We start from the raw sequence: 13,024 nt of genomic DNA on the forward strand, positions 1-13,024 counted from the left end.
AGTTTATACTACTTTACTTTTTTCTTTAATTTTTTTAATATTTCTAATTTTTTTTCTAATTTTTCTTTTTGTTTTTTAGAGTGTTGATTTTTTAATTCTTTTTTTGTTTTATAAATTTTAGATTCAATTTCTTTTTTTATATCTCTTTTTTTCTCTCTAAAATTTGTAGTGCCTAAAGATAAATCATATAAATCTTTTATTTCATCAAATATTTTTTCTACTTTCATATTTTCTCTCCTAATTCTTGGATGTCTTTACTATCTATAAGTAAAATACTCATTGCTTCAATTATGTTTTTAGAAATATCATGGGCAAAAGATGCATCATTGATTAAAGATGTTGCCATTTTTTTATCAATTTTATCCTCTCTAATTAATTCATCTATTTTTTGTGTTCTCAAAATATCTAAATGTTTTAAACTATCTTTTAATACTTCTAATGCTGATAAAATTTCTATTTCATCTGTTTCATCTTTTATATCATAGATTGTTTTCAATACAGTTACAATACTTAGCCTTATATCATTATACTCTTCTTTAATATATTCATTTTTTGATTTTAAATAAATAGTAATATTTTTATGTAAATCTCTTATATCTTTTGTAGATTCAACAATATTTCTTGCAGCAATTTTTAAATCATAAACCCTTTGTTTATCTTTTTCATCCATACTTTCTTGGGCATAAGCAGCAAACTTTACTATTTCTCCATATAAACTTTTGATTTTATTTGTATAAAAGAGATTAACATCAGTATTAATATCAAGTTTCGAATTTTTTACAATTTTACTTAAAGTATCCACATGAACACCTCTATAGTTATGCCTGTGTAAATAAATACCATGAGATAACACTTCTTGTGCATTTTCATAAAGATGAAAAATCTCTTTTTTTATACCAATTAAAGCAGCATCTGGAATTTTTGTTAAACCTATATCCAAAAACTTAGGTTTTGATTTTGATGTTTTTTCATTTTTAAATAAGCCTTTTAAAAAATTCTCTAATTTATATGTAAAAGGTGAAACTACTAAAACTCCAATAATATTAAATATGGTATGAAATAATGCAAGTTTCATACTATAATTTTCTTGTGCTATTAAAAGTTTACTAGCTAAAAAGTCTACTATATCAGCAAGTTGATATAAAAAGACTATAGCAATAATTCCTGTGGTTATATTAAAAATAAAGTGGGCAACGGCTAATCTTTTTCCATTTGAGTTAGAAGCTAATGCAGCAATTACTGCTGTAACTGTAGTACCAATATTTGCTCCAATAGCAAGTTCAAGGGCATTTATATATATAATTTGTCCTGTTGCTAAAGCTGTGATAATTAAAGCCATAGTAGCACTACTTGATTGAATAACAATAGTGGCAATTGCACCTAAAGCAATATAAACTACAATTCCTAAATAACCTTCTATGGCAAATTGTGATAAATCAAGAGCAGCTTTTAGAGTTTCAAAACCATCTTTCATATAAGAAATACCTAAAAATACAAAGCCTAAACCAACTAGAACATTTCCAAAACCTTTTAAAGTATCTGATTTTGAAAATCTAAATAAAACACCAAAAATAATCATTGGCATAGCATAAGCTGATATTTTTATTTTGACACCAAAACTAGATACAATCCAAGCCGTTGTAGTAGTACCTATATTAGATCCAAAAACAATACCAATTGCACCGCTTAAACTTATCAATCCTGCACTTAAAAAAGATATTACTATTACTGAAACTAAAGAAGAACTTTGAACTATTGATGTTGACAAAAAACCCGTTCCTATTGCACGCGGAATACTACTAGTACTTTTTTGAATAACTTTTTCTAGTATACCTCCACTAAATAGTTTAAAACCATCTTCCATAAAAACCATTCCAATTAAAAAAATCGCAACACCTGAAATAATAATTTTTGCATCTTCATTTGAAAACAACAAATATGCTAAAAGTATCAACATCAAAGGATAAAGAATTCGTTTCGCCATGTAAACTCCTAAAATATAGGTAATATCTATATTTATACCAAAATAACATTTAATAAGTCATTTAAGTTTAAATAGAATATAATTTTAACTTATTGCAAGAAAATATAAGGATTAATATTGTTTTCAAAAATTATAAAAATATCTTTGTTTTTTTTATTGTCTTTAAATATAGAAGCAAAAGAGTATATTATAGGCTTTGCACAAGACACTTTAAAAAATGACTGGAGATTAGCACAAACAAATGAGCTTAGAAATGAAGTAAAAAAATATAAAAATTTAAAACTACTAGTACGAAGTGCAAATGCAAAAATAACAAAACAAATAAGAGATATTGAATATTTTATTGAACAAAATGTTGATTTTATTATCACAAGTCCTATAGAGTCAAATATTACTAGTCTTGTTTTAAAAAAAGCAATTGACAAAGGAATAAAAGTAATACTTCTAAGTAGAACTGTTAATAGTAATAACTATACAACCTTTATTGCTCCAAATAATAAAAAAATTGGACAAGAAGCAGGAGAACTTCTAGCAAAAGAATTAGACTACAAAGGTACAATTTTAGAACTTCAAGGAATTAAATCTGCTTCATCAACACAAGAAAGAACTAAGGGTTTTGAAGAGATAATAAGAAAACATCCAAACATAAATATTATAAAAAGAAATGCAAACTTCTTAAGAGCTAATGCAATTAATGTTATGGAAGATATTTACAATAATAATATTAAATTTGATGCCATATTTTCTCATAGCGATAGTATGCTAGAAGGTGTTAGAAAAGTTATGAAAAAATATAATAAAAAAATAAATATTCCTATGGTTGGTATTGATTATATAAAAAGTGCAAAAAATGCTATAACTTCGGGTCAACAATATGCAAGCTTTGTCTATCAAACATCTGCTAAAGAAGGTATTCATGCAATTATAGATATAATAAATAATAAAAAAGTAGCAAAAAACATAAATTTAAACACTATTAAAGTTACAAAAGAAAATGTACATAAAATTGAACCATTATTTTAAAGGATATATTTGTTAAGGAATAAATTATTTATATTAATATTTTCGATTTCTTCACTTAGTTTACTTCTAAGTGGTATTGTTTACTACAAAAACATAAATGCAGTTTTTGAAGAGCAAGCTATCTTAAGCATAAAACATGATAGAAAAATTTTCAAGTTATTTTTAACTCAAAAAAAAGAACAAATAAAAAATCTATCTCAAAATATCTCAAAAAATGAAGATTTAAAACTTACATTAAATCTTATTTCAAATTATCAAAATCCAGCTAATTATTCAAATGTAGTATTTGATTTTGAAAAAGAAAAACTATTAGATTTATCTTCACAATGGATTAGTTTAAAAGAAGGTATATCAATAAAAATTTTTGATAATGATAAAAACTTAGTTTTAGTAAATTCAAAGATGCAAGACAAAAGACTTCTAGGATATACTTCATATAAAAATGGTAAAAAAATATTTGTTAATAAGCTAAATTCTCAAGATAAAGAACTACCTAAAGCAATTAGTATTGAAGGTTTAGAACTTAATAAATTTAAATATATTTCAAGAAATAACTCTATTGAAAACTGTTATTTATCAAAAGTTTATGTAGATAATAAAACTGTTGGCTATATTAAGATGTGTTTTGATATTAATTCAACTTTATTAAATAATTTGAAAGAAAACTTTATTAATCAAATAATTATACAACTTGAAAATGGCCATTATATTTTTACAAAAAATTTAAATAAAAAAGAACTTGATAAGATCAAAAAATCAAAAGATTATTCTATAAAAAAAGTTACTTTCTTAAAAGATAAAAACAATGTATTTTTACTAAATATATTAAATAAAAAAATTATCAATGAAAAAGTTGAAAGTACTATAAAAACTATTATTTATATTTGGTTACTTATTTTAAGTGCAACATTATTTTTATCATTTCTATTTACTAATAAATATATCTTAAAACCAATAAATAATCTTCAAGATATGATAAAAGATATAAAAAAGAAAGTAAAGTTACCTATTTCTATAAACTCTTTACAAAATAGTAAAAATAAAGACGAAATACAAACTATTACAAGTGATTTTGAGATTTTATCAAATCATTTAGAAAAAAATATAGCTTTTTTAAATAGTTACCAATCTATTATGGATGATGCTGCTATTGTAAGTAAATCAGATATAAATGGGAAAATAACTTATGTAAACAATAATTTTGTAAAAATATCAGGTTACACAAAAAAAGAAGCTATTGGCTCACCCCATAGTATAGTAAGACATCCAGATACACCAAAAGAAGTATTTAAAGATTTATGGGAAACTATTCAAAATAAAAAAACATGGAAAGGTACAATAAAAAATAAAAGAAAAGATGGTACTTATTACTGGGTAAATTTAATTATTAGACCATTACTAGATGAAAATAATAACATTACTAAATATATTGCTTTTAGATATGATATTACAGAATTAGTTGAACAAAGAGAAACAATTAAAAAAGCTGCAAATACAGATAAACTTACAAACCTGAAAAATAGAGCAAAACTTATAAATGATATAAAAAATATTGATATTCCAGCTTTATGTTTTTTAAATATTGATAATTTTAGACAAATAAATGATTTTTATGGACACTTCTTTGGAGATAAGCTTATTATAGAAATAGCAGATTTTTTAAGAAATAGATTTAATAGTAATAAAAATTTATCTATATATAGAACACAAGCAGATGAATTTGCTATCATAGCCAACTTAAGTGAAAATTATGAAAAAGAGTCCTTTTTTGGGGAGATTTATAAACTTATAAGAAAAATAAATAATACTTTATTTAAAATAGAAAATGAAGAAATGAGTATTAGTATTACAGCTGCAATTTCTTATGAAGAAAATCAAAAAATATTATCAACTGCAAATATGGCATTAAAACATGCAAAGAAAAATGCTATTGATATTTTAGTTTATAAAGATGACTATAGCTTAGATAAAATATATGAAAATAATATTAAATGGACAAAAAACTTAAAAATTGCTATAAAAAAAGATAAGATTGTTCCATTTTTCCAACCAATCATAAATAATAAATCAGGGAAAATTGAAAAATACGAATCTTTAGTTAGATTAATAGATGAGGAAGAAAAAGTTATATCACCTTTTTTCTTTTTAAATATTGCTAAAAAAACAAAACACTATAGTATTATCACAAAAACGGTAATTAAAAAAAGCTTTGAAAGATTTATAAATAGTAAATATGAATTTTCTATTAATCTTACAATAGATGATATTTTAAATGAAGATATACAATCATACATATTCTTAATGCTAGAAAAATACCAAATAGGTTCACAAGTAGTATTTGAAATAGTTGAATCTGAATCAATAGAAAACTTTGAAGAGGTATCAAGATTTATTTCAGAAGTTAAAAGATATGGTGTAAAAATTGCTATTGATGATTTTGGAACTGGGTATTCTAATTTTGAATATTTATTAAAACTAAAAGCAGATTATATAAAAATTGATGGTTCTATGATAAAAGATATACATAAAAATAAAGACTCAAAAATGGTTGTATCAATTATTGTTGATTTTGCTAAAAAAATGAAAATGAAAACAATTGCTGAGTTTGTAGAAGATGAAGATGTTTTAAGAGTTGTAAATCAATTAGATATTGATTATTCTCAAGGATACCATTTTAGTGCGCCTAAAAAAGATATTGATTAAAATTATCTATTTTTAGATATAATCGCGATTATAAAAAGATATTAAAGGAATTATCATCAAAGCATTTAATTCATTAAATTTAGACCCAAGTATTATTAAAGCCTTGGAAGATTTAAATTATGAACAACCAACACCAATTCAAAAGAAAAGTATACCCGTTGCGCTAAAGAAAAAAGATATTATAGCAACTGCTCAAAGTGGTTCAGGTAAAACAGCAGCTTTTGTACTACCAATAATTGATGAAATACATCAAACAAATAATCAAGGACATCCATTAAGAGCTTTAATTATAGCTCCAACAAGAGAACTTGTAAATCAAATCAATAAAGCTATTGAAGATTTTAGTAAATATTTAGATATTAGAAAAACTGTAGTCTTTGGTGGAGTTTCATCAAAAGATCAAGAAAGAAAAATAGCAAAAGGTGTTGATATTATTGTAGCAACACCAGGAAGACTACTAGAGCATATCAAGAACAAAACTGTTAATTTATCAACAGTTACAACTCTTGTTGTAGATGAAGTTGATACTATGCTTGATATGGGATTTTTAGAAGATATTGAAAAAATCTTCTCAAATGCAAGTATGAATAGACAGATTATGATGTTCTCTGCTACACTAAATCAAAATGTTAAAAAACTTGCCAAAGAGTTTTTAGAAACTCCATCAGTAATAGAAGTTTCAAATCAAAGATCAAGTGTTGATGTAATTGATCAACAAGTTATAAAAGTTGATGAAATTAAAAAAAATGAACTGCTATCATATCTTATTGGTTCAAGAAACTACTCTCAGGTTTTAGTTTTTGTAAATACAAAAAAAGAAGCTGATGGACTTGTAGAACACTTAGAATTAGATGGATTAAAAGCTTCATGTATTCATGGAGATATCAGACAAACAGCAAGAGCAAAAGCTTTAAGAAAATTTAAAAGTGGAGACATTAGAGTTTTAGTAGCAACTGATATTGCAGCAAGAGGTATCGATATTCAACTTTTACCTGTAGTTGTAAACTATTCACTACCTGAAACAGTTGCAGACTATACTCATAGAATAGGAAGAACAGGAAGAGCAGGAAATGCAGGTATTGCTATTACACTTTTAAGCATCAAAGACTATAAAATGATGATGAAAATTGAAAAAGATTTAATTTTAGACTTGAAAAAAGATATCATTGAAGACTTTGAACCAACAGAAAAAAAACCAAGAGGACTTAAACCAAGACCTAAACAAAAACTTAGTCAGAAAAAAGCTGTAAGTAAATCTACATCCACAAAACAGCCTGCAAAAAAGAAAAAAAGAAAAACTACAAAAAGAGATTCAAATAGAAATTTTAGAAAGTAATTAATTACTTTTTAAAATTCCCATTTTTTTTAAAACTTCAAAGGTTTTACTTACATCATAAGTTGCACTATGATGTGAGTTTTCATCAAAATCAATCCCATAAAACTCACAAACCTCATCTAAACTTGGGTTTTTAATATTACCTTTACTATTTAAAGATTTAACTAAATGTTTATTATCTTTCATAGTACATATATGTTTTTGAAAATTCGCAAGTTTATCTATATGCCTTAATTCAAAACTAATATTATGAGCTACTAAAGTTTTTGCCTCATAGCAAAACTCTTTAAAATCCTCATCTTCATTGAAATATGAAGGATAATCTTTATCTTTTCTATAATCTTTTATTAACTCAGGTGTTAATCTATGAACAGCATAAGAATAAAAATTCACTGGATATCTTGATAAATAATACCTATGAAATTTATCTACAATTTTAAAACCATTTTCAACTATATCAAGTTTTACAGCTGCTACTTCTATTACATCACCAATATTATGTGTATTTGTTTCAAAATCTAATATTATCACTTTATAAACTCTTCTCTTTTCTTATATATTAATTGTTTTATTTCTTGATATTTTGTACTATTTATTGTTTTAAATTCATCAATTAGATATTCATATTTTTTATAAGTACTCCAAACATTTATACTATGTTTTATACGTTTCATTTTATAAAGTTCAATACATACAGTACCATTTACAAAAGCTTTTAAAATAAAAGACTCTTTTCTTGTCTTTTCATCATTTTTATATTTTCTCCATAACTCTTCAAATAAGTCATGGGCTCTTACAAAGTCATTATTATTTATAACATTGATTATTTCATTTAATTGTGTTTGTAAATTCATTCTATACCTTATTAATTTTTGATTATATCAAAATAGCCTCATTTTCTAATTAACAATATGTTTAATCTTAAATTAATATCAATAGCTATAAAATCATAGTATAAGGAGTTTATCATGGAAGTAAATAATAACTCTCATGTAAATAATAGTATATACCTAAATGCTAATCAGGCTTTAAATAGAATATCTACAGGTGTTGAAATAAATCAAGCAAGTGATGATCCCTCTGGATTATCTATATTAAGTAATTTGAATCTAAAAACAAGTGGTTATACTCAAGCAATAGAAAATACAAACTCAGGTATTGCATTAACACAAATAGCAGATGGTGCACTTACAGGGCAAGCAACTATTCTTGATAATATCAAAGAAAAATTACTACAAGCTTCAACTGACACTACAAATCAAGAAGGAAGAGAAGCTATTTTAAATGATATTCAAAACTTACTTACTCAGTTTGATGATATAGCAAGTCAAACAAACTATAATGGAAATACCTTACTTCAAAATAGTTCTGAAAATCAAGGAGAAAGTCAAGTTTTACAATTCCAAACTTCTGATGAAGAAGGAACACCAATTCAAACAAATAGTGTTCAATCAAATACTCAAGGCTTAAATTTGGATTCTCTTTTAAATGAAGATCCAAATAGTTTTACATCAGATGATGCTAGATCATATCTTGATACTTTAGACACGGCAATAAATGATCTAAATGATATAAAATCAGAATTTGCTTCTGTACAAAATCAACTTGAAAGTAGTACAAGAAATTTATTAAGTCAAAGCAACTCTACTTTAGGTGCTGCTGATGTATTTAATACTGATTTTGCAGCAGAGGTTACTAGTTTTTCAAAACAAAATATTTTAGCTCAAATAGGAGCATTTGGAGCTGCTCAATCAAACAATATAAATCAACAAACAGTGACAAGACTATTGAGCTAAACTCTTAGTCTTATCACTTTTTGAAGTACTATTACCACAAGAATCGTAGTTATATCTAAAAGTATTGTCTTCTCTTAAACTATTTGCTATGGATAAACCAATAACACCTCCTGCAACAGCAGCAGCTTCTTTACCACTACCATCTCCAACTTGACTTCCAGCAATTACACCTAATGCAAGTCCAACAAAACTATCAAGTCCAAAATCTTTTTTATCATAAGCCTTAAACTCTTTTTCATAAATATTTGATGTAGCTACATCTTCACACTTCGTATATTCTTTATTATAAAAAAAATCATCTTCTTTTGTAAATTCATCCCCATAAGATAAGCTTACAGCTACATAAATCAAAAATAAAATTTTTTTCACTTATTAATCCTTATCTATTTTAATTTTCCAAAGACTTTATATTTTTCCCAATATATATCTAAAGCTTTTTGTAATTGTTTATTATTTAATTTTGTTGGTTTTTTAAGTCCAAATCTTTTTATAAAAGCTTCAGGCATTATAGTTTCATCTTCTTTTGGCTTTTTTAAAAAAGAGCTCATTGCTTTTTTTACTTCTCTTTGAGAACTATACTTTAAAAGATATCTATAAAAATATTTATCAATAGAAACAGGAAGTTTTTTATGACACTTTACACAATTTTGTTCATAGATGTTTAACTCTTTTGAAAATAAAGAGATAGTTAGAAAAATGACCATTATAAATAGTTTTACCATGATATTTCTATTTTTGTACCTATTTTTAATTTTGAACTTACATTTATTTTTAGATTATACTCTTTTGCTATTAAATAAACAATATTTAAACCTATACCAAAACCACCTACACTATTATCAAATCTACTATATCTTTCAAAAAGATTTTCTAAACTTTCTTGTTTCATTCCTTTTCCTGTATCTTCAACAATAAGTTTATTTTTGATTAATGAAACTTTTATTATTCCTGCTATTTTATTATATTTTATTGCATTTGATAAAAGATTGTCTAAAAGCTTTGAAAACTTTTTTTCATCACACCATAAAGTACTATTTTCTTGTATATTCAAATCAAATTTAATTCTTTTTATTGTTGCTAAACTTCTAAAATATTCTACTCTTTGTCTTATAATTTTTGATAATTCTAATTGTTTATTTTCTGAAATAATTTTATTATTTAAAGTTAAAAAGGTTAAATCCTCATAAATATTTGAAATTGTTTTTGCACCAATATCAATACGATTAATTTTCTTTAGTGTTTTTTCATCAAGTAAACTCTTATCTATCATTTCTATATTTGTTACAATTGCTGAAATTGGAGTATTTAACTCATGAGTCGTATCTTTTATAAATCTATCAAGCAAATGTAAAGAATCTCTCATTGGTTTTAAGAACAATTTCGCAATAAAATATCCCAAAATAGACATAATAGCAAAAGAAATTAGGCTAAACATCATAATTTCACTCTTTACTTTTGTGTACCATATCTTGTCATCTGATACTTCTACTATTATATATTTTGCTCCTAAATAATAAGATTCTGGTTTTTCTATAAAATGAATTTTATCATTGCTTATATAAGCTACTTCATCAAATTTTATTTTATTTGATTCCAAAGTTGAAAAAATTTCTATTTTATCACTATCATAAATAGCTGAATTAAATTTTTCATCTCTAGGATAGTATTTATATTTATCAAAATTTACATGAAGATCTTTTAATCTAAATACAAAATCATTTGAGTATTCTTGAAGAATTTGTCTTTTTTCTTGAAGCATTAAATCTTTTTGGAAAGTATAATAAAGATAAGATACAACCCCAATAATTATTAAGGTTAAAAAAGAGTATAGAAAACTAAAACCTAAAAGTGTTCTAGTTTCACTCTTGGTTAAATCGATATCCGAGCTTTTTAAGACTGACAATTTTATCTTTTCCTAATATTTTTCGTAAATTCTTTATGTATGTTCTTAAAGAGTTATCACTATATTCTTCTCCATAATCCCAAACATTATCATATATTCTATCGTGTACTAATAGCTCATTTGGATTTTGTAAAAATAACTTTAAAAGTTTTAATTCTTTTAAGTTAAGTTTCATATTTTGTTCATCTTTTTTCAACTCATTAGAAGTTAAATCAAAGTGAATATTATCAGATATCTTAATAATATCTGATTTATTTGAGTACTCTCTTTTTATAATTGTTTGAACCCTTAATAAAAGTTCTTTTAGTTCAAATGGTTTTCTAATATAATCATCGCAGCCACAGTTAAAACCTTGTTCTAAAGAGTCCATAGAATTCAAAGAAGTAATAAATATTGCAGGTGTATTATTTTCGTCTTTTCTTATTCTTTCTAAAACTTCAAAACCATTTACTTCTGGAACATTCACATCTAATAGTAGTAAATCAAATGAATTTTCATAAATCAATTCTATTGCTTCTAAACCATCATAAGCAGGAACTATATTAAACCCCTGTTCTTCAAAATAATCAATAACCGTTTCACTTAATGTTATATCATCTTCTAGTAATAATAATTTTGTTTTCATTTTAATTTACTTATATTTTTTTTATATTCTTCTTTTTCTTTTGCACTCATAGTTGGAATTCTCGACTGAAGTTCTTTTTTAAATTTATTTATATTTTGTTTTTCAACATATCCTATAATTGCAATTAACTCTTGTGTACTCATTTCTGAATAATCAACTTTTGCAAAAGAAATATTAATTATAAAAAAAAATAATAATAAAACTTTCTTCATTTATCTTCTCTTTACTTTTTATAATTATAACATAACAAACGTATAATAATTGTAAAGCACCTTACATAGCAAGTGTAGCATTTTAATTTGAATTATATAGCACTTTCATAGCAATTAATGATATTTTACAAAAAAAGTACTTTTTTTTAAGAAAACATACTAAAAATAAGTTTATATAAGGTATTAACTTTAAGCTTCATCTGTATAATAGGATTAGATTAAAAGATTATATAACAGGACTTAAAATGACACAAGTAGGTAAACTATTTAAAACAATTCCTTACCTTGTAAGAGATATAAAAAAAATCCATAAAGACTCTAAATATGTTGAGGATTTAATTAAAACTCTATTAAATAATGAAAAAATAGATATAACAAATATTGTAAATATTCAAACAAATAATAGAGATAATATTTTTCATTTTCATCTAACTTTGAAAGATAGTATAAATAAACAAAATCTAAACCTTAAATATAAAGGTAATAATATTGAATTTACATTTCAATATTTTGAAGATCCAAGAAGTAAAACAAATGTTGTAAACTCTTATTTATTTATAGAGACTTTTCTTCATTTAGAAGAAAAAGAATTAGCAAAAGCTTTTAATGAAATGGTTACTTGTAATGGAAAGGAACTATCTCTTTCAATAGAACAAGAAAATCTTATGCTATTTAATCCTTATGAAGCACAGTATCATTATAGAAATATTCTTCTTGATAAGAAAGAATTAGTTATTAATACTTGTATTTCATTTAATATTTCTTATGAAAAAATATATACTGAATTAAACCCTAATCTGATTAAACAAGTTTGTAAAGATTTAAATCTAACATATAAAAAACTATCTTATGAATTAGGATACAAGCCAGATACTATAAATAAAGCAGCCTCAACAGCAAAAGTTAGTGAACAATTAAGAAAAGCAATAACTTTGTATTTAGAAAATCTAAATCTTAAACATAAAATAAATAATATAAACTTAATAAAACAAACACTACATAACACTGTAATTTAACTCTTTATAACTATTTTTTGACTAGAATCTTAATAAAAAGAGAGTTATGGATGATTAAAAGTATATTATTAGCAATATGTGTTAGTTTAGTTTTAAGTGGTTGCTTAGGAACAGAAGAAAAAAAGATTGAAAAATGGCATTCTTTTATATATCCAGATAAAACAAACACTAAAAGAAATTTAAAGAGTCCAATGACTTTTGATTCTTTAAAACAATGTAAAGAAGAGTCTATTAAACAACTTGAAACAATGGGTATTTCAAAAACAGGCACTTTTAAATGTGGCTTAAACTGTAGTTTTCATGATGGCATGAAATTAGAAATTTGTGAAAAGATGTTAGCACCTAGTGAAAAGTAGTTACAATGCTACTTTTTACCTCATTTATATATTTTAAATAACTTTTTAAAAGACTTTTTAATTTTTTTAT

At 24.2% G+C, this 13,024-nt stretch carries 15 protein-coding genes; 6 read left to right on the plus strand and 9 right to left on the minus strand.

Annotated features, from left to right (window positions below; all coding sequences use genetic code 11):
- Positions 1-8: 8 nt before the first annotated feature.
- A complete protein-coding gene (locus ACH5BK_RS02745; protein WP_404304275.1) occupies positions 9-227 on the minus strand; it encodes a hypothetical protein in 219 nt (72 codons plus the stop codon).
- Positions 224-1,984 (minus strand): Na/Pi cotransporter family protein, encoded by a 1,761-nt coding sequence (locus ACH5BK_RS02750; protein ID WP_404304276.1) that lies wholly within the window; start codon positions 1,982-1,984, stop codon positions 224-226. Before ACH5BK_RS02750 ends, ACH5BK_RS02745 begins: the two co-directional genes overlap by 4 nt.
- Positions 1,985-2,101: 117 nt before the next feature.
- Here ACH5BK_RS02750 and ACH5BK_RS02755 point away from each other — a divergent pair, with 117 nt between their 5' ends.
- From ACH5BK_RS02755 to ACH5BK_RS02765, 3 genes are all read left to right on the plus strand, one after another.
- Positions 2,102-3,007, plus strand: coding sequence for a substrate-binding domain-containing protein (locus ACH5BK_RS02755; protein WP_404304277.1), 906 nt, complete (start codon positions 2,102-2,104; stop codon positions 3,005-3,007).
- Between the two features lie 9 nt (positions 3,008-3,016).
- A complete protein-coding gene (locus ACH5BK_RS02760; protein ID WP_404304278.1) occupies positions 3,017-5,710 on the plus strand; it encodes an EAL domain-containing protein in 2,694 nt (897 codons plus the stop codon).
- 103 nt (positions 5,711-5,813) lie between these two features.
- Entirely contained in the window at positions 5,814-7,046 is a 1,233-nt protein-coding gene (locus ACH5BK_RS02765) for a DEAD/DEAH box helicase (RefSeq protein ID WP_404304279.1), read from the plus strand.
- Here the strand turns inward: ACH5BK_RS02765 and ACH5BK_RS02770 are convergent, their stop codons facing one another.
- Positions 7,047-7,577, minus strand: coding sequence for an exonuclease domain-containing protein (locus ACH5BK_RS02770; protein ID WP_404304280.1), 531 nt, complete (start codon positions 7,575-7,577; stop codon positions 7,047-7,049). It abuts the gene before it with no gap.
- Positions 7,574-7,900 carry a DUF309 domain-containing protein gene (locus tag ACH5BK_RS02775; RefSeq protein ID WP_404304281.1) on the minus strand — a complete coding sequence of 109 codons (327 nt, stop codon included), beginning with the start codon at positions 7,898-7,900 and terminating at the stop codon, positions 7,574-7,576. Before ACH5BK_RS02775 ends, ACH5BK_RS02770 begins: the two co-directional genes overlap by 4 nt.
- A gap of 114 nt (positions 7,901-8,014) precedes the next feature.
- Here ACH5BK_RS02775 and ACH5BK_RS02780 point away from each other — a divergent pair, with 114 nt between their 5' ends.
- Positions 8,015-8,842 (plus strand): flagellin, encoded by an 828-nt coding sequence (locus ACH5BK_RS02780; protein WP_404304282.1) that lies wholly within the window; start codon positions 8,015-8,017, stop codon positions 8,840-8,842.
- On the opposite strand, the gene ACH5BK_RS02785 is transcribed toward ACH5BK_RS02780, so the two are convergent.
- From ACH5BK_RS02785 to ACH5BK_RS02805, 5 genes are all read right to left on the minus strand, one after another.
- A complete protein-coding gene (locus ACH5BK_RS02785; protein WP_404304283.1) occupies positions 8,831-9,211 on the minus strand; it encodes a hypothetical protein in 381 nt (126 codons plus the stop codon). The genes ACH5BK_RS02780 and ACH5BK_RS02785 overlap by 12 nt on opposite strands.
- Positions 9,212-9,225: 14 nt before the next feature.
- The gene (locus ACH5BK_RS02790; protein WP_404304284.1) at positions 9,226-9,564 is read right to left on the minus strand and encodes a hypothetical protein; all 339 of its coding nucleotides are present in this window, start codon (positions 9,562-9,564) and stop codon (positions 9,226-9,228) included.
- On the minus strand, positions 9,558-10,601 hold the full coding sequence (locus ACH5BK_RS02795) for a sensor histidine kinase (protein ID WP_404304285.1): 1,044 nt from the start codon (positions 10,599-10,601) through the stop codon (positions 9,558-9,560). The genes ACH5BK_RS02790 and ACH5BK_RS02795 overlap by 7 nt, the downstream gene beginning before the upstream one ends.
- A gap of 100 nt (positions 10,602-10,701) precedes the next feature.
- Complete coding sequence (locus tag ACH5BK_RS02800; protein ID WP_404304286.1) at positions 10,702-11,370, minus strand: response regulator transcription factor; 669 nt, start codon at positions 11,368-11,370, stop codon at positions 10,702-10,704.
- A complete protein-coding gene (locus ACH5BK_RS02805) occupies positions 11,367-11,582 on the minus strand; it encodes a DUF1104 domain-containing protein (protein WP_404304287.1) in 216 nt (71 codons plus the stop codon). Before ACH5BK_RS02805 ends, ACH5BK_RS02800 begins: the two co-directional genes overlap by 4 nt.
- A gap of 245 nt (positions 11,583-11,827) precedes the next feature.
- Between ACH5BK_RS02805 and ACH5BK_RS02810 the strand changes: the two genes are divergently transcribed.
- Together ACH5BK_RS02810 and ACH5BK_RS02815 are read left to right on the plus strand one after the other, a co-directional pair.
- On the plus strand, positions 11,828-12,598 hold the full coding sequence (locus tag ACH5BK_RS02810) for a hypothetical protein (protein ID WP_404304288.1): 771 nt from the start codon (positions 11,828-11,830) through the stop codon (positions 12,596-12,598).
- Between the two features lie 50 nt (positions 12,599-12,648).
- Entirely contained in the window at positions 12,649-12,954 is a 306-nt protein-coding gene (locus ACH5BK_RS02815; protein ID WP_404304289.1) for a hypothetical protein, read from the plus strand.
- Positions 12,955-13,024 lie beyond the last annotated feature (70 nt).

The organism is Arcobacter sp. YIC-80 (assembly GCF_044841725.1).
GTDB lineage: Bacteria > Campylobacterota > Campylobacteria > Campylobacterales > Arcobacteraceae > Arcobacter_B.

What these genes read in the sequence shown, in the direction of transcription:
- ACH5BK_RS02775 (WP_404304281.1), bottom strand. Translation starts at nt 7,900, where the DNA reads ATGAATTTACAAACACAATTAAATGAAATAATCAATGTTATAAATAAT.
- ACH5BK_RS02810 (WP_404304288.1), top strand. Translation starts at nt 11,828, where the DNA reads ATGACACAAGTAGGTAAACTATTTAAAACAATTCCTTACCTTGTAAGA.
- ACH5BK_RS02815 (WP_404304289.1), top strand. Translation starts at nt 12,649, where the DNA reads ATGATTAAAAGTATATTATTAGCAATATGTGTTAGTTTAGTTTTAAGT.
- ACH5BK_RS02780 (WP_404304282.1), top strand. Translation starts at nt 8,015, where the DNA reads ATGGAAGTAAATAATAACTCTCATGTAAATAATAGTATATACCTAAAT.
- ACH5BK_RS02790 (WP_404304284.1), bottom strand. Translation starts at nt 9,564, where the DNA reads ATGGTAAAACTATTTATAATGGTCATTTTTCTAACTATCTCTTTATTT.
- ACH5BK_RS02805 (WP_404304287.1), bottom strand. Translation starts at nt 11,582, where the DNA reads ATGAAGAAAGTTTTATTATTATTTTTTTTTATAATTAATATTTCTTTT.
- ACH5BK_RS02795 (WP_404304285.1), bottom strand. Translation starts at nt 10,601, where the DNA reads ATGCTTCAAGAAAAAAGACAAATTCTTCAAGAATACTCAAATGATTTT.
- ACH5BK_RS02750 (WP_404304276.1), bottom strand. Translation starts at nt 1,984, where the DNA reads ATGGCGAAACGAATTCTTTATCCTTTGATGTTGATACTTTTAGCATAT.
- ACH5BK_RS02745 (WP_404304275.1), bottom strand. Translation starts at nt 227, where the DNA reads ATGAAAGTAGAAAAAATATTTGATGAAATAAAAGATTTATATGATTTA.
- ACH5BK_RS02800 (WP_404304286.1), bottom strand. Translation starts at nt 11,370, where the DNA reads ATGAAAACAAAATTATTATTACTAGAAGATGATATAACATTAAGTGAA.